This is a genomic window from Saccharothrix sp. AJ9571 (assembly GCF_021725495.1).
GTDB classification, from domain to species: Bacteria; Actinomycetota; Actinomycetes; order Mycobacteriales; family Pseudonocardiaceae; genus Amycolatopsis; species Amycolatopsis magusensis.
The window spans coordinates 2,905,764-2,927,960 of sequence record NZ_CP091382.1; the positions used below are offsets into that span (position 1 = coordinate 2,905,764).

Here is a 22,197-nt window from a genome sequence, read left to right on the forward strand (position 1 = left end):
ATGACATGGCTCTGCTCGAAGTACGCGACCTGAAGGTCGTCTTCCAGCGCAAGGGCGAGCGGCCGTTCACCGCGGTGGACGAGGTCAGCTTCGACGTCGAACCCGGCCAGACGGTCGGGCTGGTCGGCGAGTCCGGCTGCGGCAAGTCGGTGACCTCGCTGGCGATCATGCGGCTGCTGGCCAAGCGCGGCAACAAGGTCACCGGTTCGGTCAAGTTCGAGGGCACCGACCTGCTGAAGCTCGGCGAGGGCGAGATGCGGGACCGGCGCGGCCGGGACCTGGGCATGGTGTTCCAGGATCCGCTGTCCTCGCTGAACCCGGTGATCCCGATCGGCATCCAGGTCACCGAGGTGCTCGAACGCCACCGCGGCATGTCCCGCAAGGCGGCCATGGTCGAGGCCGGTGACCTGCTGGCCAAGGTCGGCATCCCGGACCCGACCCGGCGCCTGACCGAGTACCCGCACCAGCTTTCCGGCGGGATGCGGCAGCGCGCGCTGATCGCGATCGCGCTGGCCTGCCGGCCGCGGCTGCTCATCGCCGACGAGCCGACCACCGCGCTCGACGTGACCATCCAGGCGCAGATCCTGGCGCTGCTGCAGGAACTGGTGCGCGACACCGGCACCGCGCTGATCATGATCACGCACGACCTCGGCGTGGTGGCCGGCCTCTGCGACGAGGTGAACGTGCTCTACGGCGGCAAGATCGTGGAACGGGCCGAGCGGCACGCGCTGTTCGCCGAGCCGCGGCACCCGTACACCCACGGGCTGCTCGCCTCCATCCCGCGGCTGGACGCCGGGCGCGGGGAGAAACTGGTCCCGATCCGCGGTTCGGTGGCCGACAACATTCCGTGGGACAACGGGTGCGCCTTCGCGCCCCGCTGCCCGAACGCGCTGGACACCTGCCGCCAGGTGACCCCGGCACTGGAGCCGGACGGGGCCGGGCTGCTGCGCTGCCACAACCCGGTGGCGCTGCCGAAGGCGACCGCGGGGGAGGGAGCCCGATGAGCGAGAACAACGACGTGCTGGTCAGCGTCGAGGGCCTGAAGGTGCACTTCCCGATCAAGCGCGGCGTGGTGATCGACAAGACCGTCGGTTACGTCTACGCCGTGGACGGGGTGGACCTGTCGATCGAGCGCGGGGAGACCTACGGGCTGGTCGGCGAGTCCGGCTGCGGCAAGTCCACCCTCGGGCGGGCGATGCTGCGGCTGACCGAGCCGACCGAGGGTTCGGTGGTCTTCGACGGCACCGACGTGGCCAAGCTCAAGGGCGAGAACCTGCGCAAGATGCGCCGGCGGATGCAGATGATCTTCCAGGACCCGCTGTCCAGCCTGGACCCGCGCCAGTCGGTGGAGTCCATCCTGGTCGAGGGCATGCGCGCGCACGGGCTCGACAAGGGCAAGGAGCAGACCGCGGCGCGGTTGCGCGAGCTGCTCAACTCGGTCGGCCTGCCGGAGAGTTCGCTGCGGAAGTACCCGCACGAGTTCTCCGGGGGACAGCGCCAGCGCATCGGCATCGCGCGGGCGCTGGCGGTCGAGCCGGACCTGATCGTGGCCGACGAGCCGGTGTCCGCACTGGACGTCTCGGTGCAGGCGCAGGTGGTCAACCTGATGGAGGAGCTGCAGGACCGCCTCGGGCTGACCTACCTGGTGATCGCGCACGACCTGGCCGTGGTGCGGCACATCTCCGACCGGATCGGCGTGATGTACCTGGGTTCGCTGGTGGAGGAGGCCGACTCCGACGCGTTGTACGAGGAGCCGCTGCACCCGTACACCCGGGCGCTGCTCTCGGCGATCCCGGTGCCGGACCCGGTGGTGGAGGACAGCCGCGAGCAGATCCTGCTCGCCGGTGACCTGCCCTCGCCCGCCAATCCGCCGACCGGCTGCCGCTTCCACACGCGGTGCCCGTGGAAGCAGGAGACGCTGTGCGACACCGAGCGCCCGCAGCTGCGGGTCCTCGAGGGCGCGGCGCCCGGTCACCGGGTGGCCTGCCACTGGGCCGAAGACATCCGCGACGGCCGGATCAAGCCGCACGAGGTGCCGGCGGAACTGGTGGAGGTGGACGCGGGCGTGAACCCCGACGTCCCGCACGTGGCCTCGGTCGTCGAGGCGATGGACGTGTAGGGCTATTGCGATAACGGCCCCACCGGGTTTCCGCCGGTGGGGCCGTTTTCATGGCAACATCACTGTTATGCGGGTCACAGTGCTGGGGGCGTCCGGACGGACGGGGATCCACGTGGTGCGGATGCTGCTGCGGCAGGGTCACACGGTGCGGGCGGGCGTCCGCGGCAAACGTCGTGGCGAGGAAGCCGCCGCGCTCGGTGCCGAGCCGGTGATCGCGGACCTGGCCTCCTTCCCGGAGGCGCTGGTCGACGCCTGCGCCGGGGCCGACGTGGTGATCAACACCGCCGGGGCGGCCGATCCGGACCCGTCCGCGGTGAACCTGGTCGACCGCGACGGCGCCATCGCCGCGGTCCGCGCGGCCGAGAAGGCGGGTGTGGTCCGCTTCCTCCAGCTCTCCGCGCAGTTCGCCGACTCCCCGGACCAGGGCGACCGGCTGGTGCGCTCGTTCCTCCTGGCCAAGCAGGCTTCCGACAGCATCCTGCGCCGGTCCAGCCTGACCTGGACGGTGGTCCGGCCCGGCACGCTCACCGACGACCCGTTCACCGGCCGGGTCCGGCTCGCCGGGCACCTCGAGCCCGGGCGGATTTCGCGGCAGGACGTGGCCGCGGTGCTGGTGGCGTCACTGAGCGAGCCGCTCACGGAGAACCGCGGGTTCGACGTCCTCGCCGGTGAGGTTCCGCTCGGCACGGCGCTGGCGTCGATCAGCTGATCCGCTGGTCGAGCCGAGCAGTACCCCGCCCACCAGCACCAAGCCCGCCAGGATTTCCACCGGGTGCGGCCGTTCGCCGAGGAACACGAACGCGCCCGACATGCCGACCACCGGCACCAGCAGCGAGAACGGCGCGACCCGGCCCGCCGGGTAGCGCTGCATCAGCAGGGTCCACAGGCCGGAGCCGATGATGGTGCCGAAGAGCACGATGTAGGCGAGCCCGGCCATCGAGGTCCAGCCGGTGGGGGTGGCGATCGTGGTCAGCGCGGTCCAACCGGCTCCCGGGCCTTCGACCAGCATCGACAGCGCGAGCATCGGCAGCGGCGGCACCACGGACATCCACAGCGTGAAGTGCAGCGCGTTCGACGGCTTGGCGCGTCGTGTGCTGAGGTTGCCGACGGCCCAGCTCAGCGCGGCCAGCAGGGTGAGCAGCACCGGCAGGAGCGCGGCCGTCTCGGCCTGCTGCGCGGCGATCGCCGCCATCGCACCCATCGCGACGACGATGCCGACGGTCTGGCGGCGGCTGAACTTCTCGCGCAGGAACACCGTCCCGAGCAGCACGGTGAACGGCGCCGACGCCTGCAGCACCAGTGACGCCAGCCCGGTCGGCATGCCGATGTCCATCGCGATGAACAAGAAGGCGAACTGGCCGGTGCCGAAGCCGAGGCCGTAGCCGAGCAGGTGACGCAGCTTCACCTTCGGCCACGGCACGAAGAGGATGGTCGGCACGGCGATGACGGCGAACCGCAGCGCGCCGGCGAACAACGGCGGGAAGTGCCCGAGCAGGGCGTGGATGGCGAGGAAGTTGCAGCCCCAGAGCACGGCGACCAGCAACGCGGTGAAGAGATCTCGGCGGGCCATGCGTCCACTGTGCAGCCCACGATCGTGAAGGACCAGCGAGAATATTTGCAATGACCTTGAAGCGCGTCTTCAGGATTGCTCTAGGCTGCCGCGCATGGACATCGGGCGGTTGCGGACCCTGCGCGAGTTCGCCGACCGGGGCAGCGTGACGGCGGCGGCCAGGGCGTTGCACTGCACGCCGTCGGCGGTCTCGCAGCAGCTCCGGGCGTTGCAGGCGGAGGTCGGCCTGCCGTTGACCGAACCGGCGGGCCGCGGGCTCCGGCTCACCGACGCGGGCCGCGCGCTGGTCGCCCGGGCCGACGAGGTCCTCGCCGCGCTGGAGCGGGCGGAGTCCGAACTGGACACCTACCGCAGCGTGCCGCGCGGCCGGGTCCGGTTGGCGATGTTCCCGTCGGGCGCGCTGTTGTTGCTGCCGGGCCTGCTGCACCGGGTCGCCGAGTTCGACGGGCTCGAGCTGGACGTGCGCGACATCGACATGACCCGGCCCGAGGTGCCGGGCCTGGTCGCCGACTTCGACCTGGTGGTGACCCACCGCGACGAGCACGCGCCACCCTTCGGCTCCGACCGGCACGACGTGGTCCACCTGCTGCGTGAGCCGCTGGACGTGGCACTGCCACCGGGACACCGGCTCGGCGGTGAGGAACGCGTCGACCTCGCCGACCTGGCGGGGGAGCGCTGGATCGGGGTCGACGTCGGGTTCCCGGTGGACGACGTGCTGCGGTCGCTGACCGTGCGGACCGGCGTGCAGCCGACGGTGTTCCAGCGGATCAACGACTTCCGGGTGATCGAGGCGCTGGTCGGGGCCGGGCACGGGGTGGCGCTGCTGCCGCGGTACGCGATCAGCCGCTCGGCGGGCGACTGCCTGCTGCGGCGCCCGCTCGCCGGGATCCGCGCCGCCCGGCACATCGAGGTGGTGCTGCGCAAGGGCGCGGCGAGCCGTCCCGCGGTGGCCGCCGTGCTCGACGCACTGCACGCCGAGGTCGCCGCGACGACCGGGACTTCCGGGCGAATTCCCGGAACCATGCCAGGTTCTGTCATGGTTCGGGCCGATGCTGGGTCTCGTTGATGAACGACGAGAACGGAGCACGCATGGGAAGCGCACTGTCGGGCAAGGTGGCGCTGGTGGCCGGGGGTACCCGCGGCGCGAGCCGGGCCATCGCGGTCGAACTCGGCCGCCTGGGGGCGACGGTGTACGTCACGGGCCGCACCACCAGGACCCAGCGGTCCGAAGTGGACCGCCCGGAGTCCATCGAGGACACCGCGGAACTGGTGGAACGCGCGGGTGGCAAGGCGATCGCGATCCGGGTGGACCACCTGGAGAGCGCGCAGGTGGCCGAGCTGGCGGCGCGGGTGGACCGCGAGCAGGGGAAGCTGGACATCCTGGTCAACGGCCTGTGGGGCGGTGACGGGTTCCTGGAGTGGGACGCGCCCATCTGGAAGCACGACCTGGAGAAGGGCCTGCACCAGCTGCGGCTGGGCGTGCACTCGCACCTGATCACCAGCCACCACCTGCTGCCGCTGATGATCCGGCAGCCGGGTGGGCTGGTGGTCGAGATGACCGACGGCACGCAGGAGTACAACGCGAACTACCGCAAGGGGGCGACGCTGCCGTACTACCTGGCGAAGGCGAACGGGCACCTGCTGGCGATCGGGCAGGCGGCGGAACTGGAGCCGTACGACTGCACGGCGATCGGGTTCACCCCGGGCTGGCTGCGCTCGGAGGCGATGCTGGAGGCGTTCGGCGTCACCGAAGCCAACTGGCAGGACGCGACGGCCGAACACCCGCACTTCTGCATCTCGGAAACCCCGACGTTCGCGGGCCGCACCGTCGCCGCCCTGGCCGCAGACCCGGACCGGGGCCGATTCGCGGGTCAGACGGTGAGCAGCGGCCAGCTGGCCCAGCTGTACTCGATCGACGACATCGACGGCAGCCGCCCGGACGCCTGGCGCTACATCACCGAAGTCGAATCAGTCGGCAAACCCGCCAACCCCACCGGCTACCGCTAACCAATCCCCACCCCCGCCCGAGTCCCACGTTCGCGCACCCGAGTTCGACATTCGTGCATTCGAGTCCTACGTTCGCGCACCCGAGTTCCACACTCGTGCATTCGAGTTCGACATTCGAGCGCGCGAATTCCACGTTCAGGTAGCCGAGTTCCACATTCGGGCAAACGAGTTCTACGTCGGGGTAGCCGAGTCCCACGTTCAGGGGCCGAGTTCTACGTTCGGGCGGGCGAGCCTGCGTTCGGCCGTGGAGCCACCAGCCATGTCACGAATGTGGCTTTCGGGACGCCAGACGTCCCGAAAGCCACATTCATGACACCGGTCCGCGACACGTTCACGTGGATTACGAACGTATCCGCGACGTTTCTCCTGCACCGCGCGAGAAGGCATCACTATCGGCTGTTCTGCCTGCTCGACTACGAGGCGAAAGGCGTGAGCAAGTATCGGCGCCGCAATCCGCGGTCGTTCAGCTGATCAGGGCGCGTCGCCGGCTGATGTGTTCGGCGACGTCCTCCGGGGCATCCGTCATCCCGGTTCGCAGTGGCTGCGTGACCTTCGCCTGCTCATCGGCGGTCAGCGGCTCCAGTGTGATGCGCAGGCCGAGTGCCGCCGCGATTTCGGCCAGCGTGCCGATCGTCGGGTTGCGCTGGCCGGGCGACGACAGGAGCCGCCGTACCACCGAAGGGGTCTCGCTGATCGCCCGCGCCAGCTCGGCCTTGCTCAGTTCGTCGTCCCGCCGCGCCTGGTCGAGGCCGTTGATCAGCCGGTCGACGGTCTCGATCCGGACGCTTTCGACGATGTGGGCCCGCAGCAGTTCCGGGTCACGGAGGTCTTCCACCAGGTCGTCCCAGAACTGGGACCTCGTCATGGGACACCTCCGGCGTAGCGTGACATTTATGCTACGCCTGGCTGGCCGGATCGGCAATGGCGGGCCGCGGGGCGTTTCGGGTGGCCATCGCGGCGCCGACGTCCGCCAGCGCCGCCCGGACCGAGGCGGGTGAAAGGACCTCCACCTCACTCCCCAAAGAGGTCAGCTGTCCGACGGCGATGTGCTCGGTTTCCATCATCAGCCGCGCCTGGATCCAGCCGTCCGCGAGGGGGTGGTGTTCCAGCAGCGACGAACCCATCGACTCCAGCCCCAGCACCTGTGGCAGCCGCCGGAAGGCTCGGGCGCTCAGCCGTAGGGTGACCTCCAGCTGCATGGTCCACCGCTCGAACTCCGCCGACGACTGGCGCCACCAGCCCGCCAGGTCGAAGTCCGCGGGCCGCGGAAAGCGCTGGTCGAGTAGCTCCGCGTCGGTGATCCGGCCCACCCGGTACGTGCGGATCGCGTCGTCCTCCGGGACCCGGGCGACCAGGTACCAGACCCCCGCTTTGAGCACGAGGCCCAGCGGCTCGAGCAGGCGTTCGGTGAGCTTGTCCCGCCGCTGGTAGGAAATCCGGAGCTGCCGCGACTCCCACACCGCCCGCGTCACCACGGCCAGCGAGCCAGCCGAGTCCTCGCCGCGGAACCAGCCGGGCGCGTCCAGGTGGAAGCGCCCGGCCACGTGTTCCGCCTGCTCACGCAGCTCCTTCGGCAGGCTCGCCGACACCTTCGCGTGCGCCGCCGACACCGCGGTTCCCAGGCCGAGCGCGCCCAGCGCCTCCGGGACGCCGAAGGCGAAGATCGCCACGGCCTCCCGCGAGGTCAGCCCGTCGAGGCGGGCGCGCCAGCCATCGACGAGGCGCACCCCGCCGTTGCGGCCCTGCTCGGTCCACAGTGGAACGCCGGCGTCGCGGAGCGCGGCCAGGTCGCGGTGCATGGTCCGCTCGGACACGCCGAGCTCGCCGGCCAGTTCCGCCGCCGTCGCCCCGCGTTTGCGCTGCAGGGTGAACAACAGGGCGACCAGCCGCTCGGCGCGCACGTCCGCCTACCGGTGCGAGCGGTTCACCGCGGACACCACGGCCCGCAGCGAGGCCGTGACGATCGACGGGTCCACGCCGACGCCCCAGAACACGCGGTCGTCGATCGCGCATTCGATGTAGGACGCCGCCTTCGCGTCGTCACCCGGGGTGAGCGTGTGCTCGCTGTAGTCCAGCAGCCGCAGGTCGAAGCCGACCCCGGCCAGCGCGTCGAAGAACGAGGCGATCGGGCCGTTGCCGCGGCCGGTGATCTCGTGCTCGTCGCCGTCCACCCGGACCGTCGCGGCGATCTCGTACTCACCGCCGCCGTTGTCGGTCACGTGCTGGCGCACCAGCTCCAGCGGCACCTTCGGCTCCAGGTACTCGGCCGAGAACGCGGTCCACATGGTGGTCGCGTCGACCTCGCCACCGGCGGTGTCGGTGTGCCGCTGGATGGTCTTGGAGAACTCGATCTGCAGCCGCCGCGGCAGGTCCAGCTGGTGCTCGCTCTTCATGATGTAGGCCACGCCGCCCTTGCCGGACTGCGAGTTCACCCGGATCACGGCCTCGTAGTTGCGGCCGACGTCCTTCGGGTCGATCGGCAGGTACGGGACCTCCCACGGGTGCTCGTCCACCGGCACGCCCGCCTTCTCGGCGGCCTTGCCCAGCGCGTCCAGCCCCTTGTTGATCGCGTCCTGGTGGCTGCCGGAGAACGCGGTGAACACCAGGTCACCGCCCCACGGGCTGCGCTCGGGCACCGGCAGCTGGTTGCAGTACTCGACCGTGCGCTTGATCTCGTCCATGTCGGAGAAGTCGATCTGCGGGTCGATGCCCTGGCTGTACAGGTTCATGCCCAGCGCGACCAGGTCCACGTTGCCGGTGCGCTCGCCGTTGCCGAACAGGCAGCCCTCGATCCGGTCCGCGCCCGCCTGGTATCCCAGCTCGGCGGCGGCGATGCCGGTGCCGCGGTCGTTGTGCGGGTGCAGCGACAGGATCACCGAGTCGCGGCGCTCCAGGTTGCGGTGCATCCACTCGATCGAGTCGGCGTAGACGTTCGGCGTGGCCATCTCGACGGTGGCGGGCAGGTTCAGGATCGCCGGGCGCTCGGGGGTCGGCTTCCAGATGTCGGTGACCGCGTTGCACACCTCGGCGGCGTAGGACAGCTCGGTGCCGGTGTAGGACTCCGGCGAGTACTGGAAGCGGAAGTCGGTGTCGGAGTACTTCGCCGCGTACTCGACCACCAGGTCCGCGGCCTGCAGCGCGATCTTCTTGATGCCCTCGCGCTCCTCGCGGAAGACCACGCGGCGCTGCAGGATCGAGGTGGAGTTGTAGATGTGGACGATCGCGCGCGGGGCGCCCTCCAGCGCCTGGAAGGTGCGCTCGATCAGCTCCGGGCGGCACTGGGTCAGCACCTGGATGTGCACGTCGTCGGGGATGGCGCCTTCGTCGATGATCTCGCGGACGAAGTCGAAGTCGGTCTGGCTGGCGGCCGGAAAGCCGACCTCGATCTCCTTGTACCCCATGCGCACCAGCAGTTCGAAGAACTTGCGCTTGCGGGCGGGCGACATCGGGTCGATCAGCGCCTGGTTGCCGTCACGCAGGTCGACCGCGCACCACAGCGGCGCGCGCTCGATGCGGCGGTCCGGCCAGGTGCGGTCGGCTACTTCGATGTTTTCGACCAGTTCGAACCACGGGCGGTAGCGGTGCACCGGCATGGAGGTGCCGCGCTGGGGATTCCACGGGGGCTGGTCCGCCGGGGCGGGCCGGGAGGGCTTGCGAATCCGGCTGGCCGCGGGCTTTTCGGGCGTGCTCATGATCTGGCTACTCCTGCTGCTTCGGACTTCGGGGAACGACCGGCGCGGTGTTTTGCCAGCACCACAAAGCCCCGCGACGAGGAGCCGGTCTGGTCAGGCCCCGTCGCGGCAGCGAAGCAGGAGAGCGCGTGCCACGCCGGTCAGCTTAACCACGGTCACGGCTCGGGAACAAACCCGCGATCGTTACTCACAAGTAGCCCCCGGTGCGGTCGCCGTGCGAAACTGCCTGGCATGGGTGAGCACTCCGAGAAGCCGGTGAAGGGTCACGACGAGGCCCCGACGCAGGCATTGCCCCCGGTCGCCGGCACGCCGGCGCGCGCGGAGATGTTCCGCGAAGAGGAGGCGCTCAAGAACGACGCCGCTGAGGAGCAGCGCCGGGCGAACCGGCGCGCGACCAGGCTGCGGATCGTCGGCCTGCTGGCCGCGATCGTGCGCTGGGTCGGCCTGGTCTTCGCGCTGGTGCTGGCCGTGCACGTGATTCTGGTGGTCGGCGGCGCGAACCCGGAGAACGGCATCACGCAGTTCATCGGCAGCTGGGCGGAGCCGCTCGCGCTGGGCTTCGGCGACCTGTTCACCAACATCTCCGACCCCAAGGCCCAGGTGCTGGTCAACTACGGCATCGCGGCGATCTTCTGGCTGATCGTGTCGTCGCTCGTGGCGAAGATCATCCGCCGCGTGGGTGGCGCCTGACCGGTCAGAACGCCTGACCCCAGGTCTCGGTGAAGGCGAATTCCGACAGCGGCACCCGTCGCCTCGTGGCTGTTTCGCGGTCCCGGCGCCGCTCGTCCAGCTGGGCGGGATCGCCCAGGGTGCCGACGGCGATGGCGACCAGGGGGGTCACGTCGTCCGGCAGGTCGAACTCGCGCCGCACGAGGTGGGGGTTGAAGCCCGCCATCTGGTGCGCGACCAGCCCCTCCGCGATCGCCTGCAGCACGAGGTTCTCGCTCGCCAGGCCCAGGCCGTACTCGGCGTACGGGATGTCACCCTTGTCGTTCGCGGTCACCACGGCGCCGATCAGCAACGCCCCCGCGCGGTGCGCCCACGACTGGTTCCCCGAGTTCAGCGTGCCGAGGATGCCGTCGAACGTCTTGTCCCCGCGAAAGCCGACCAGGTACCGCGCGGGCTGCGTGTTGCCGTAGGACGGGGCCCAGCGCGCCGCCTCTAGCAGCGCGGTCAGCTGCGCCCTGGTCACCACGGCCGTCTCGTCCAGCGCCCGCGGGCTCCAGCGCCGCCGGATCAGGTCGTGGACCGGCACACTCGTCTCGGCGTCCTTCATCAGATCGCATACTGCCAAATCGTCAGCGAATACGCGCCGAACCACGCGCTGGCCACGGCCGCCGCGCACAGCGTCAGCACCACGGTCGACGTCCGGCGCTTCGCCAGCGCCAGCGCCAGCGGGATGAGCAGGGTGAACGCCGGCACCAGCAGCCTGGCCTTGGAGTTCATCAGCCCGTTCGAGCCGAGGTCCATCAGCAGCACGCCGACCCCGTAGAGCACCAGCGGCAGCTCCAGCCGCTGCTTGATCGCGATCACCACGAGCACCAGCGCGGCCACCAGGATCGCGATGGTGGCGATCTCCAGCACGTTGCCCGACCGGCCGAGCGCCTTGCCCGCGAAGGTCACCGTGGCCTGGCCCCAGTCGAACCGCGAGTCCCACCCGCGCCGCTGCAGATCGGTCCACGCCTGCAGCTGGTCGAACCACCCGGCGTGCGGGCGGAGCTGGACGCCGACCCAGGTCAGGTAGCCGACCAGACCGACCGGCGCGACCAGCAGCCCGGCCAGCGGGTGCCAGAACTCGCGCTTGCGGACCACGTGCAGCAGCACCGCGACGCCGACCGCGAGCAGCACCGCCGCCGCGGTCGGGCGCACCAGCCCGGCCACCGCGGTGCAGGCGCCGGCGGCCAGCCACTGCCGGTCCAGCAAGAACACCAGTGCCCACGCGGCGGCCGCGCAGAACATCGACTCCGAGTAGGCCATCGACAGCACCACGCCCATCGGCGAGGCGGCGAAGAGCACCACGAGGATGTAGCCGGTCCGGTCCGAGCCACCCCGGATCATCCGGCCGAGCTTCATCAGGGCGTAGGCGGTCACGACGCCGAAGAAGCCACTGATGAGGAAAGCCGCCGTGGACAGCTCGAGCCCGGTCAGGCCGGTGAGCCAGCGCACCGCGGTCGGGTAGCCGGGGAAGAAGGCGAGCGGGGTGTCGAAGCCGCGGCGGCCGAAGGCGTCCACCAGACCCGGCGGCACCCCGGCGTAACCGCCCTGGGCGATGCCGAGGAACCACTGCCCGTCCCACGCCGTCAGCGAATCGTGTGTTGTGGTGTTGTTCACTCCGGAAAGGACGGACAGCACCAGCACCCCGAGCTGGCGCACGGCGAGGAAGAGGATCGCCGGCAGGAGGAAGAACCCCGCTCTGCGCAGCCCGTCCCGGCGTTCGTCCGGCTGCCGGTGATGCGCACCGCCGGAATTCCCGTCACGGCCCGCCCCGGCCGCGCCGGTGAGGTCGGTCACCGATGTGCTGGACACGCCGGACAGCCTAGTCGAGCAGGCCATTCGCAGTGGTCGGGGCCACACGACGACACGCCCGGACGGCCTGATCCCGGTAGGCTCACCGACTGAGTCGAATTCGATGGAGCGGGCTCGGCGCCCGCTCGGCGAGGAGGTTCGGGCCGTGGCGCTCGTAGTCCAGAAGTACGGCGGATCGTCGTTGGAGAGCGCTGATCGGATCAAGCGCGTGGCCGAGCGGATCGTGGCCACGAAAAAGGCCGGGAACGAGGTGGTGGTGGTCTGCTCGGCGATGGGCGACACCACCGACGAACTGCTCGACCTGGCCCAGCAGGTGAACCCGGTTCCGCCGGAGCGGGAGATGGACATGCTGCTCACCGCGGGTGAGCGCATCTCCAACGCGCTGGTCGCGATGGCCATCTCCGCCCAGGGCGCGCAGGCCTGGTCGTTCACCGGATCGCAGGCGGGGGTGGTGACCACGGCCGTGCACGGCAACGCGCGGATCATCGACGTCACCCCGAGCCGGGTCAGCGAAGCACTGGAACAGGGTTACGTCGCGCTGGTCGCCGGGTTCCAGGGCGTGGCGCAGGACACCAAGGACATCACCACGCTCGGCCGCGGTGGCTCGGACACCACCGCGGTGGCGCTGGCCGCGGCGCTCAACGCCGACGTGTGCGAGATCTACTCCGATGTGGACGGTGTGTACTCGGCCGACCCCCGCATCGTGCCGGACGCGCGCAAGCTGGATTCCGTGCCGTACGAGGAAATGCTGGAACTCGCGGCGAGCGGTTCGAAGATCCTGCACCTGCGGTCGGTGGAGTACGCGCGGCGCTACGGCGTGCCGATCCGAGTCCGTTCTTCCTACAGTGACAAGCCGGGCACGACGGTGACCGGATCGATCGAGGAGATCCCCGTGGAACAAGCGTTGATCACCGGTGTGGCGCACGACCGCTCCGAAGCCAAGATCACGGTGACCGGGGTGCCGGACCACGCCGGTGCCGCCGCCCGGATCTTCCGGGTGATCGCCGACGCCGAGATCGACATCGACATGGTGCTGCAGAACGTCTCCAACACCTCGTCGGGGCGCACGGACATCACCTTCACGCTGTCGAAGGCCAACGGCCCCAAGGCGGTCGCGGCGCTGGAGAAGATCAAGGAGGAGCTCGGCTTCTCCTCGGTGCTCTACGACGACCACGTCGGCAAGGTCTCCCTGGTCGGCGCCGGCATGCGCTCGCACCCCGGGGTCACCGCCACCTTCTGCGAAGCCCTGTCCAAGGTCGGGGTGAACATCGAAATCATCAACACCTCCGAGATCCGCATCTCCGTGCTGATCCGGGACGCGCAACTCGACGACGCGGTGCGCGCCATCCATGACGCATTCGAACTGGGCGGCGACGAAGAGGCCGTCGTCTACGCGGGAAGTGGTCGATAGAAATGGCTCCTGTTCTGGCTCTGGTCGGTGCCACCGGCGCGGTGGGCACCGTGATGATCGACATCATCAACAACCGGGAAACCGTGCCGTGGGGCGAAATCCGGCTGATCGCGTCGGCGCGCTCGGCGGGCAAGAAGCTCACCGTGCGCGGCGAGGAGCTGACCGTCATCGAGTTGACCGCGGAAGCCTTCGACGGCGTCGACGTGGCGATGTTCGACGTGCCCGACGAGATCTCCGCGGAATGGGCGCCGGTCGCGGCGGCCCGTGGCGCGGTGGCCGTGGACAACTCCGGCGCCTTCCGGATGGACGACGACGTGCCGCTGGTGGTCCCCGAGGTCAACGCGGACAAGGTCGGCGAGCGCCCGCGCGGCATCATCGCGAACCCGAACTGCACCACGCTGTCGATGATGGCGGCCCTGGGCGCGCTGCACCGCGAGTTCGAGCTGAAGGAACTCGTGGTGGCTTCGTACCAGGCGGTTTCCGGTGCGGGCAAGGAAGGTGTCGACCGGCTGTACGCCGAACTCGAAGCGGTCGCTGGCAAGCCGGTCGGGGTGTCCGCCGGTGACGTGCGCAAGACGCTGGAGGCGGCCGGTCTGTCCATTTCGGACTCCCCGTTCCCCGCACCGCTGGCGTTCAACGTGGTGCCCTCGGCCGGTTCCTACAAGGGCGACGGCTGGTACTCCGAAGAACTCAAGGTGCGCAACGAATCCCGCAAGATCCTCGGCATCCCGGACCTGAAGGTCTCGGCGACCTGCGTGCGCGTCCCGGTGGTCACCACGCACTCGCTGGCCGTGCACGCCACCTTCGCGCGTGAGGTCACCGTGGAGGAAGCGCACAAGGTGCTCGAAGCGCAGCCGACCATCGTGCTGGTGGACGACCCGGAGAACGGCGTGTTCCCGACGCCGGCCGAGGTCGTCGGCGAGGACCCGACCTACGTCGGCCGGGTGCGCCAGGCGCTGGACTTCCCGAACACGCTGGACTTCTTCGTGTGCGGGGACAACCTGCGCAAGGGCGCGGCGCTGAACACCTACGAGATCGCCGAGACGCTCGCCCCGCAGCTGGGCTGACCGGTTCGTCTGGGAAGGCCGTGGGTGTCGCTCACCCACGGCCTTTTCCGCGCCCGGATCAGGGGCGGCGGGCCCGGCGGCAGGCTTCACCGCGGGCGAGCAGGAACTTCAGGCGGGGGAACTCGTCGTCGTGCCAGATCCACGCGTCGGCGTGGCGGCCGACGTGGCGGAACTGCTCCACGGCCTGGTCGTAGCGCTTGGTCTCGAGCAGCGCGAGCGCGGCGATGCTGCGATCGGTGCGGGCGTACGGGCTCGTGGCGCCGTCACCGGAGAGCCAGGCGAGCAGCGCGTCGGTCTGCTGGTGGATCCGGCGGTCCAGCCAGACCTTCGGGTTCTTCGTCGAAGCTTCGTAGGCGGCCTGCAGCGGCAGGGACGACAGCGCCGGGTGGTTCGCGGCGGCCGCCTCGGCGAAGCCGAACATCTGCTCGTCGGAGCCGGCCCACTTCGCGCACCAGTACTGCAGCGCCTGGTCGTGCCCGGCGCGGTGGGCGGGGGCGCGCGCGATCAACCCGGCCCACCACTGCCGGAAGCGTTCGTGCCCGACCTGGAGCCCGCGGGCCATGGTGACCAGGCTCAGCCACGGGGTGGGGTCCTCGGGGACCGCGTCGCACGCCAGTTCCGCGGCTTTGTGCGCGTCGATGAGCGCCCGGCGGAAGGCCGCGAACTGCTCGGGTGAGGTGTCCGAGGCGCGGGCCGAACCGCGGAGGTTCCAGGCGTGGCGGACGAGCGCCTGCGCCTGCACCACCAGCGCGTTGACGTCCCCCGGCGCCTGCGCCCGCCAGGTTCTCAGCCAGCTGTTGTCCTCCGCCGCCACCTCGGCCAGCGCCTCCACCTCGACCGCGCGCCGGTCCCAGTCGGTGCGCTCGGCCAGTGCCGCCGCGGCCGGCCTCCAGTCCCCGGCTCTGACCGCCGCCACCGTGCGGCTTTCCGGTGCCGCCACGGTGATCTCCTCGTCCGGGAACAGGCCCCACCGCCGCACGTCCGGCTGTTTCCCTTCCAGGAGAACGAGTTCCTCGGTGCTGATGGTGGCGCTGAGTTCGTCATAGCTGATGCCGCGGCGTTTGGCCTCCTTCGACAGCGCGCGCATGAGCCGGATTTCACGGGGGAGGGACAGCAGGGACAAGGCGTGCTCCAGTCTTCGGTTAGGTCGCGCCTTTATCGCAGCTCACCAGGGTATTGTTGGCCGGATGTGACCTGCGTCACCGGAGTAAAAACGGTTGAGCTGAACGGCCGAACGAGTGATTCTGGGTTCGTCGGAATTCCCTGGGGAAAGGAACAGCCATGTACACCGCGGTGGACGGCGCGCGCGTGCCGATCCGGATGTGGGCGGACCCGCGTTCGGTCGAAGAGCAGGCGATGCGCCAACTCCACAACGTCGCGAACCTCCCGTGGGTGCACGGGCTCGCGGTGATGCCCGACGTGCACTACGGGAAGGGCGCCACCGTCGGCAGTGTGATCGCGATGCGCGACGCGGTGTCCCCGGCGGCGGTCGGGGTCGACATCGGCTGCGGCATGAGTGCCGTGCGCACCTCGCTGACCGCGGCCGACCTGCCCGACGACCTCGGCAAGCTGCGGCGGCGCATCGAATCCGCGGTGCCGGTCGGCTTCGGCATGCACCGCAACCCGGTGAACACCGCGCGCGTGCACGGTGTCGGTGGCTGGTCGGAGTTCTGGAACCGCTTCGGTGAGCTGCACCCCGGCGTGCAGGAGTTGCGCGAGCGCGCGCACCGGCAGGTCGGCAGCCTCGGCGGCGGGAACCACTTCATCGAGGTCTGCCTGGAGCAGGGTGGCGCGGACGAGGGGCGGGTGTGGCTGATGCTGCACTCGGGTTCGCGCAACATCGGCAAGGAGCTGGCGGAGCGGCACATGGGCGTGGCGCGCAAGCTGCCGCACAACGCCGACCTGCCGGACCGCGATCTGGCCGTTTTCGTCGCGGGGACGCCGGAAATGCAGGCGTACCGGCGGGATCTGTTCTGGGCGCAGGACTACGCCGCGCGGAACCGGGCGACGATGGTCGCGCTGGTGAAGCAGGCGCTCAAGGACGAGGTGCCGCAGACGACCTTCGACGACGCCATCTCGTGCCACCACAACTACGTTTCGGAGGAGACGTACGACGGTGTCGAGCTGCTCGTGACGCGGAAGGGCGCGATCCGGGCGGGTTCGGGGGACATGGGGATCATCCCGGGCAGCATGGGGACCGGTTCGTACATTGTGCGCGGGCTGGGGAATGCGGACTCCTTCCAGTCGGCTTCCCATGGCGCCGGGCGGCGGATGTCGCGGAACAAGGCGAAGAAGCTGTACACCGCCGCGGACCTCGCCGCCCAGACCGACGGCGTCGAATGCCGCAAGGACTCGGGCGTGGTGGACGAAATCCCGGCCGCCTACAAGGACATCGACTCGGTCATCGCGGCGCAGTCGGACCTGGTGGAGGTCGTCGCCCACCTGAAGCAGGTCGTCTGCGTCAAGGGGTGAGCCCTGGTTCCGTGACACGAATGTGGCTTTGGGGGCCGATTACGCCCCGAAAGCCACATTCGTGTCCCCAGGGGCGCGGGATCGGTCCACAACAGCACCGGTTGTCCACAGATCCGGTGCATCCCCCCTGCGACCCCACCGATCTCGGTACGCTGGGTTCGGGGACGCCCCCCAGGGAAGGGCCGGGGGATGCACGGGGGCGAAATCGGAAAACAAAAAGGCTTCCCGTCCTGGGGTTGTCGGGTTCGAGTAGGTTGGGCGCTATGACCAAATTTGCTGGACGACACCTGATCGGGATCGCGGTGCTGGGCTTGGTGCTCGCCGGGTGTGACGAGGTGTCCCAGGCGGTGAACCAGGCCAACAACGCCACCAGCAAAGCCGCCGCGTGCACGGAGGCGCTGGGGATCGCCAACTTCGATCCCAGCGTGGACCCGGCGCAGCTCCAGGCGCAGGCCGGCGAGAAGGCCACCAAGCTGCGCGAGCTGGGCAACCAGGTCGCCGAGCAGGACGTGCAGCAGTCCCTCTTCGCGATGGCCGATTCCTACGTCGAGCTCGAGCAGCAGAAGTCCGACCAGCTCGGCAACGTCAACGACTGGCTCCAGCGCAGCCTCACCGACCTCGAACAGCTGCAGAAGGCCTGCCTCTAGGAAGCCGCCGCCGTCCGCGCGCGGAAGCGGAGCCGCAGCAGGATGCCGGTCGAGGCGAGCAGCAGGCCGCCGAGGCCGGAGGCCACGAAGCCCCAGCCCGGCGACGAGTGGTCCATCACGAACCCGACCACCGGACCGCCGAGGGCGAGGCCGATGCGCGTCGCGGAGTCCTGCAGGCCCATCGCTTCCCCGCGGACGCGCACCGGCGCCAGCGAGGTGACCGCCTCCGTGGTGGCGGCGATCGTCGGCGCGCACACCACGTTCGCGGGCACCAGTACCAGCGCCAGCAGCCACCACGGCGAGTCCACCAGGCCGACCGGGATCGTCAGCACCGCCAGCAGCACCATCAGCGTCACCTGCGACAACGACCGGTGCACCGCCCCGTGCGCGATGCCGCCCACCAGTGACGCCACGCACATCACCGCGATGACCACGCCCGTCCAGCCGACCTCGCCGTTCTCCCGCAGCGACGCCAGCGCGGCCAGTTCCATGCCGACCAGCACGAACAACGCGCCGACGGCGATCAGCAGGGTGGCGATCAGCTCTCGGCTCAGCCACGACCGCAGCGGCGGCCGCGTGCCGGTGATCGCCTCGTGCCCCGCGCGCACCGGCGGGTTCGTCAGGTACAGCAGCGCCGCCACCGCACCGGACAGCGCGCCGATCGAAGTCAGCGCGACCGCCGACGAGAACTGCGTGCTGAGCAGGATCCCGGTCGCCGGGCCGATCATGAACGTCACTTCGAGCGACACGGTGTCCAGCGAGTACGCCGTCCGCCGCTGCGTCTCCGGCACCAGCGCGGCCAGCACCTGCCGCGCGATCGAGCCCGCCGGCACGGCCAGCACCCCGGCGGGCAGCGCGACCAGCACCAGCGCCAGGTACGGCAGGTGCGGGGTGGACAGGAAGTAGGTGGCCGAGACCGTGCCGCAGACCAGCACCACCGGCCGCAGCCCGTACCGGTCGATCATCCGGCCGACCAGCGGCGCGCCGAGCGCGCTGCCCGCCGTGGACGCCGTGCCGACCAGTCCGGCCTCGCCGTAACCGCGGCCGAGGTCGCTGACCACGTGCAGCGTCAGCGTGATCCCCATCGCGGTGACCGGCAGCCGCGCGAAGAACATCAGCAGCATCGAACTGGGTACCGACGGCAGCGCGAGCAGGCGGCGGTAGGGCTGGAGCGGCACGGAACCGATCACACCAACTCCTGGTACGCCCGTGCAAGTTTTTTACCCGGCGGCCGCCAGTTTTCTTGACTCGTTCCAGAAAACTCGGCACAGTGGGAGGTGCACGAGCTTCACCCCGCCACTACAGGAGGCCCCGGCGTGACCCAGCCGACCACCAACAACGTGGGCATCCCGGTCGCCAGCGACAACGATTCGCTGACGCTGGGGGCCAACGGCCCGATCCTGCTGCAGGACCACTACCTCATCGAGAAGAACGCGCAGTTCAACCGCGAGCGCGTGCCGGAGCGCGTGGTGCACGCGAAGGGCGGTGGTGCGTTCGGCTTCCTCGAGGTGACCGAGGACGTCAGCCAGTTCACCAAGGCCGCGTTGTTCCAGCCGGGCACGCGGACCGAGAGCGTGATCCGCTTCTCGTCGGTGGCCGGTGAGAACGGCTCGCCCGACACCTGGCGCGACCCGCGCGGCTTCGCGGTGAAGTTCTACACCTCGCAGGGCAACTACGACCTGGTCGGCAACAACACCCCGGTGTTCTTCATCCGCGACCCGATCAAGTTCCCGGACTTCATCCACTCGCAGAAGCGTCGCGCCGACAACCACCTGCGCGACCACAACATCCAGTGGGACTTCTGGACCCTGCGCCCGGAGTCGGCGCACCAGGTCACCTGGCTGATGGGCGATCGCGGCATCCCGTCGAACTGGCGCGAGATGAACGGCTACGGCTCGCACACCTACCTGTGGGAGAACGCCGGCGGCGAGAAGTTCTGGGTCAAGTACCACTTCAAGACCGACCAGGGCATCGGCTACCTGACCCAGGCCGACGCCGACCGCATCGCCGGGGTGGACTCCGACTTCTACATCCGCGACCTGTTCAAGAACATCGAAAAGGGCAACCACCCGAGCTGGACGCTCCACGTGCAGGTGATGCCCTACGCCGACGCCGCGGACTACCGGTTCAACCCGTTCGACCTGACCAAGGTGTGGCCGCAGGGTGACTACCCGCTGATCAAGGTCGGCCGCTACGTGCTCGACCGCAACCCGTCGAACTACTTCGCCGAGATCGAGCAGGCCGCCTTCGAGCCGTCCAACCTGGTGCCGGGCATCGGCCCGTCGCCGGACAAGATGCTGCAGGGCAGGCTCTTCGCCTACCCGGACGCGCACCGCTACCGCATCGGCGCGAACTACACCCAGCTGCCGGTCAACGCGCCGAAGTCACCGGTGCACAGCTACTCGCGCGACGGGCAGATGCGCTTCACCAACCCGGGCGACCCGGTCTACGCGCCCAACTCCTTCGGCGGCCCGCACGCCGACGCGAGCGAGACCGCGTCGGCCTACGGCGTCGAGGACGAGGTCGTCCGCTCGGCCTACAAGCTGCACACCGAGGACGACGACTTCGGGCAGCCGGGCACCCTGGTCCGCGAGGTGATGGACGACGACCAGCGGGAACGGCTGGCGAGCAACATCATCGGCCACGCCTCGAACGACGTCTCCCAGCCGGTGCTCGAGCGTGTCTTCGAGTACTGGCGCAATGTGGACAAGAACCTCGGCGACAAGGTCGCCGCGGCGTTCGGGAAGTAGGACCCCCGCCCGTCGAGGGCGGACGCTCCCACCACACAGCGGCCCGGTGAGTCTTCGGACTCGCCGGGCCGCGCTGGGTCAGCTCTTCTTCTTGCTCAACCCGAGGCGCAGCGCGCCCGCGGCTTCGGCGGTGGCTTCGCGGAATCGGCGGCCGATGCCGAGGAAGTTCACGTAGCCGTGGATCAGGTCCTCCTGGCGGTTCAGCGCCACCGGCACGCCCGCCTCTTCGAGCTTCTTCGCGTACGCCTCGCCCTCGTCCCGCAGCGGGTCGAACCCGGCGGTGGCCAGGTAGGCGGGCGGCAGTCCGCTGAGGTCCTCGGCCAGCAGCGGCGACATGCGGATGTCGGTCCGGTCGACGCCTTCGGGCGCGTAGTGGTCGGCGAACCAGGTCATCTGGGCGTCGGTGAGGAAGAAGCCGTCGCCGAAGATCTCCCGCGACCGGCGCCGCGTGCTCAGGTCCACCGCCGGGTAGAACAGCAGCTGGAACGCCGGGGCCGGGCCGCCGCGCCGGGTGGTCACCAGCGCGGTGACCGCCGCGAGGTTGCCGCCCGCGCTGTCCCCGCCGACCGCGATCCGCGCCGGGTCCGCACCCAGTTCGCCCGCCTTGGCGTGGGCGTAGTCGAAGGCCGCCAGCGCGTCCTCGGCGGCGGCCGGGAACGGGTGCTCCGGCGCCAGCCGGTAGTCCACCGACAGCACGCGCACGCCGGCGTGCTTGGCCAAGAAGCGCGCGGTGTTGTCGTGGCTGTTCCTGGTGCCGACCACCCAGCCGCCACCGTGGAAGAACACCAGCAGGCCGGACGGCTCGGGCAGGCCCTCCGGGGTGTACAGCGTCGCCTCGATACCGCCCGTCGGCGCGGGGATCGTCAGCTCGCGGGTGTGCACCGGCTCGATCGGCTTGCCGCTGACCAGGTGGCGGGACACGTCCAGGTCCGCCCGCGAGCGCTCCACCGAATGCCCGGCCAGCTCGGCACCGGTGAGCTGCTGCAACCTCAGCAGCAACTGCGCGTCGAGCGCGAGCTCCTGCCCGTCCAGCCGGATCGGCGCCCCGGCGATCAGCCGTTTGACCGGCGTCGGCAGGGCGTAGAGCAACTGGGCCGCGGCGGCTTGCACGCGGATCTGCACGGGCACGGTCATGGTGGGTTTCCTCCCGGCCGAGATACTGGCGGTATGAGGCTACTTGCCAGTAGCACCGCTCGCCAGGGGGTGGGTGTGACGCGGAACTCGGGTGGAATGCCTGGTCCTCCAGTTAAGTGGAGGGGCTAGCCTCGAATGAGTGAGTGGTGACAGGCTTGCCGGGGACGTGGAAGGCGCGGTGATGGGGATGGCCATCAAGGTGGTGGGCCTCGGCGGCTCGCTGCGGGACGGTTCCCAGACCGAGCGTGCCCTCCGCATGGCGCTGGCAGGCGCCGAGAGCGCGGGCGCGGAAACCCTCGCGATCACCGGTTCCGAGCTGGCGCTGCCCTTCTACGACGCCGGGGAGATCGACCGCACCCCGGAAGCGGCGTACCTGGTCGAACAAGTGCGCACCGCCGACGGCGTGATCATCGCCTCGCCCGGTTACCACGGCGCCCTGTCCGGCCTGGTGAAGAACGCCCTGGACTACATCGAGGACCTGCGCGGCGACGAACGCCCGTACCTCGACGGCCGCGCGGTCGGCCTGACCTCGATCGCCTTCGGCTGGCAGGCCTCGGTCGCCACGCTCGCCCAGCTCCGCACCATCACGCATGCCCTGCGGGGATGGCCGACGCCGCTCGGCGGCGCGATCAACTCCGCCGAGGTCAAATTCGACGAGGCAGGCGGCTGCTCCTCGGAGAAAGCCGAGTTCACCCTCCGCACCATCGGTACCCAAGTGGTGGAATTCGCGCGTTTCCGCGCCGGGCGCTGATTCGGCCGTCCGCGCCAGGGTATCCGCCCGGGTGACGCCTGTCATGGCACG

Annotated in this window: 21 protein-coding genes; 12 read left to right on the forward strand and 9 right to left on the reverse strand. The window is 70.0% G+C overall.

From position 1 onward, the window contains the following. Nucleotides 1-5 precede the first annotated feature (5 nt). The 3 genes from L3Q67_RS12945 to L3Q67_RS12955 all read left to right on the forward strand — a co-directional run bounded on the left by L3Q67_RS12945 (nucleotide 6) and on the right by L3Q67_RS12955 (nucleotide 2,828). Nucleotides 6-1,004 carry an ABC transporter ATP-binding protein gene (locus L3Q67_RS12945; protein WP_499189733.1) on the forward strand — a complete coding sequence of 333 codons (999 nt, stop codon included), beginning with the start codon at nucleotides 6-8 and terminating at the stop codon, nucleotides 1,002-1,004. Then, complete coding sequence (locus tag L3Q67_RS12950; protein WP_499189734.1) at nucleotides 1,001-2,119, forward strand: ABC transporter ATP-binding protein; 1,119 nt, start codon at nucleotides 1,001-1,003, stop codon at nucleotides 2,117-2,119. The genes L3Q67_RS12945 and L3Q67_RS12950 overlap by 4 nt, the downstream gene beginning before the upstream one ends. A gap of 67 nt (nucleotides 2,120-2,186) precedes the next feature. Further along, nucleotides 2,187-2,828 (forward strand): SDR family oxidoreductase, encoded by a 642-nt coding sequence (locus L3Q67_RS12955; protein WP_499189735.1) that lies wholly within the window; start codon nucleotides 2,187-2,189, stop codon nucleotides 2,826-2,828. Here L3Q67_RS12955 and L3Q67_RS12960 read toward each other — a convergent pair. Beyond that, nucleotides 2,739-3,689 (reverse strand): EamA family transporter, encoded by a 951-nt coding sequence (locus L3Q67_RS12960; protein WP_499189736.1) that lies wholly within the window; start codon nucleotides 3,687-3,689, stop codon nucleotides 2,739-2,741. The two genes, L3Q67_RS12955 and L3Q67_RS12960, sit on opposite strands and share 90 nt — an antisense overlap. Nucleotides 3,690-3,783: 94 nt before the next feature. Here L3Q67_RS12960 and L3Q67_RS12965 point away from each other — a divergent pair, with 94 nt between their 5' ends. Both L3Q67_RS12965 and L3Q67_RS12970 read left to right on the forward strand, forming a co-directional pair. Beyond that, entirely contained in the window at nucleotides 3,784-4,755 is a 972-nt protein-coding gene (locus L3Q67_RS12965; protein WP_499189737.1) for a LysR family transcriptional regulator, read from the forward strand. A 23-nt stretch (nucleotides 4,756-4,778) separates the two neighbouring features. Beyond that, complete coding sequence (locus L3Q67_RS12970) at nucleotides 4,779-5,696, forward strand: SDR family oxidoreductase (protein WP_499189738.1); 918 nt, start codon at nucleotides 4,779-4,781, stop codon at nucleotides 5,694-5,696. A 463-nt stretch (nucleotides 5,697-6,159) separates the two neighbouring features. Here L3Q67_RS12970 and L3Q67_RS12975 read toward each other — a convergent pair whose 3' ends face one another. The 3 genes from L3Q67_RS12975 to leuA are packed head-to-tail and all read right to left on the reverse strand — an operon-like array spanning nucleotide 6,160 to nucleotide 9,388. Continuing rightward, the gene (locus L3Q67_RS12975; protein WP_499189739.1) at nucleotides 6,160-6,561 is read right to left on the reverse strand and encodes a helix-turn-helix domain-containing protein; all 402 of its coding nucleotides are present in this window, start codon (nucleotides 6,559-6,561) and stop codon (nucleotides 6,160-6,162) included. A 31-nt stretch (nucleotides 6,562-6,592) separates the two neighbouring features. Next, nucleotides 6,593-7,597 carry a helix-turn-helix transcriptional regulator gene (locus tag L3Q67_RS12980; protein ID WP_499189740.1) on the reverse strand — a complete coding sequence of 335 codons (1,005 nt, stop codon included), beginning with the start codon at nucleotides 7,595-7,597 and terminating at the stop codon, nucleotides 6,593-6,595. A 6-nt stretch (nucleotides 7,598-7,603) separates the two neighbouring features. Next, nucleotides 7,604-9,388 (reverse strand): 2-isopropylmalate synthase, encoded by a 1,785-nt coding sequence (gene leuA, locus L3Q67_RS12985; protein ID WP_499189741.1) that lies wholly within the window; start codon nucleotides 9,386-9,388, stop codon nucleotides 7,604-7,606. Between the two features lie 231 nt (nucleotides 9,389-9,619). Between leuA and L3Q67_RS12990 the strand changes: the two genes are divergently transcribed. After that, nucleotides 9,620-10,078, forward strand: coding sequence for a hypothetical protein (locus L3Q67_RS12990; protein ID WP_499189742.1), 459 nt, complete (start codon nucleotides 9,620-9,622; stop codon nucleotides 10,076-10,078). 4 nt (nucleotides 10,079-10,082) lie between these two features. Here L3Q67_RS12990 and L3Q67_RS12995 read toward each other — a convergent pair whose 3' ends face one another. Both L3Q67_RS12995 and L3Q67_RS13000 read right to left on the reverse strand, forming a co-directional pair. Further along, nucleotides 10,083-10,664 carry a nitroreductase family protein gene (locus tag L3Q67_RS12995; protein WP_499189743.1) on the reverse strand — a complete coding sequence of 194 codons (582 nt, stop codon included), beginning with the start codon at nucleotides 10,662-10,664 and terminating at the stop codon, nucleotides 10,083-10,085. Beyond that, complete coding sequence (locus L3Q67_RS13000; protein ID WP_499189744.1) at nucleotides 10,664-11,914, reverse strand: putative hexosyltransferase; 1,251 nt, start codon at nucleotides 11,912-11,914, stop codon at nucleotides 10,664-10,666. Before L3Q67_RS13000 ends, L3Q67_RS12995 begins: the two co-directional genes overlap by 1 nt. A gap of 145 nt (nucleotides 11,915-12,059) precedes the next feature. Here L3Q67_RS13000 and L3Q67_RS13005 point away from each other — a divergent pair, with 145 nt between their 5' ends. Both L3Q67_RS13005 and L3Q67_RS13010 read left to right on the forward strand, forming a co-directional pair. Continuing rightward, a complete protein-coding gene (locus L3Q67_RS13005; RefSeq protein ID WP_499189745.1) occupies nucleotides 12,060-13,325 on the forward strand; it encodes an aspartate kinase in 1,266 nt (421 codons plus the stop codon). Between the two features lie 2 nt (nucleotides 13,326-13,327). Continuing rightward, nucleotides 13,328-14,392, forward strand: coding sequence for an aspartate-semialdehyde dehydrogenase (locus L3Q67_RS13010; RefSeq protein ID WP_499189746.1), 1,065 nt, complete (start codon nucleotides 13,328-13,330; stop codon nucleotides 14,390-14,392). Nucleotides 14,393-14,450: 58 nt separating this feature from the next. On the opposite strand, the gene L3Q67_RS13015 is transcribed toward L3Q67_RS13010, so the two are convergent. Beyond that, nucleotides 14,451-15,515, reverse strand: coding sequence for a hypothetical protein (locus L3Q67_RS13015; protein WP_499189747.1), 1,065 nt, complete (start codon nucleotides 15,513-15,515; stop codon nucleotides 14,451-14,453). Between the two features lie 158 nt (nucleotides 15,516-15,673). Between L3Q67_RS13015 and L3Q67_RS13020 the strand changes: the two genes are divergently transcribed. Both L3Q67_RS13020 and L3Q67_RS13025 read left to right on the forward strand, forming a co-directional pair. Next, entirely contained in the window at nucleotides 15,674-16,864 is a 1,191-nt protein-coding gene (locus L3Q67_RS13020; protein ID WP_499189748.1) for an RtcB family protein, read from the forward strand. Nucleotides 16,865-17,127: 263 nt separating this feature from the next. Further along, nucleotides 17,128-17,511, forward strand: a complete 384-nt coding sequence (locus L3Q67_RS13025) for a DUF8711 family protein (RefSeq protein WP_499189749.1) — start codon at nucleotides 17,128-17,130, stop codon at nucleotides 17,509-17,511. Here L3Q67_RS13025 and L3Q67_RS13030 read toward each other — a convergent pair. Next, entirely contained in the window at nucleotides 17,508-18,635 is a 1,128-nt protein-coding gene (locus L3Q67_RS13030; RefSeq protein ID WP_499191516.1) for an MFS transporter, read from the reverse strand. The genes L3Q67_RS13025 and L3Q67_RS13030 overlap by 4 nt on opposite strands. A 192-nt stretch (nucleotides 18,636-18,827) precedes the next feature. On the opposite strand from L3Q67_RS13030, the gene L3Q67_RS13035 reads away from it, so the two are divergent. Continuing rightward, on the forward strand, nucleotides 18,828-20,261 hold the full coding sequence (locus tag L3Q67_RS13035; protein WP_499189750.1) for a catalase: 1,434 nt from the start codon (nucleotides 18,828-18,830) through the stop codon (nucleotides 20,259-20,261). A gap of 78 nt (nucleotides 20,262-20,339) precedes the next feature. Here L3Q67_RS13035 and L3Q67_RS13040 read toward each other — a convergent pair whose 3' ends face one another. Next, entirely contained in the window at nucleotides 20,340-21,395 is a 1,056-nt protein-coding gene (locus L3Q67_RS13040; RefSeq protein WP_499189751.1) for an alpha/beta hydrolase, read from the reverse strand. A gap of 181 nt (nucleotides 21,396-21,576) precedes the next feature. Here L3Q67_RS13040 and L3Q67_RS13045 point away from each other — a divergent pair, with 181 nt between their 5' ends. Then, nucleotides 21,577-22,146, forward strand: coding sequence for an NADPH-dependent FMN reductase (locus L3Q67_RS13045; protein ID WP_499191517.1), 570 nt, complete (start codon nucleotides 21,577-21,579; stop codon nucleotides 22,144-22,146). The last annotated feature ends 51 nt before the right edge of the window (nucleotides 22,147-22,197 follow it).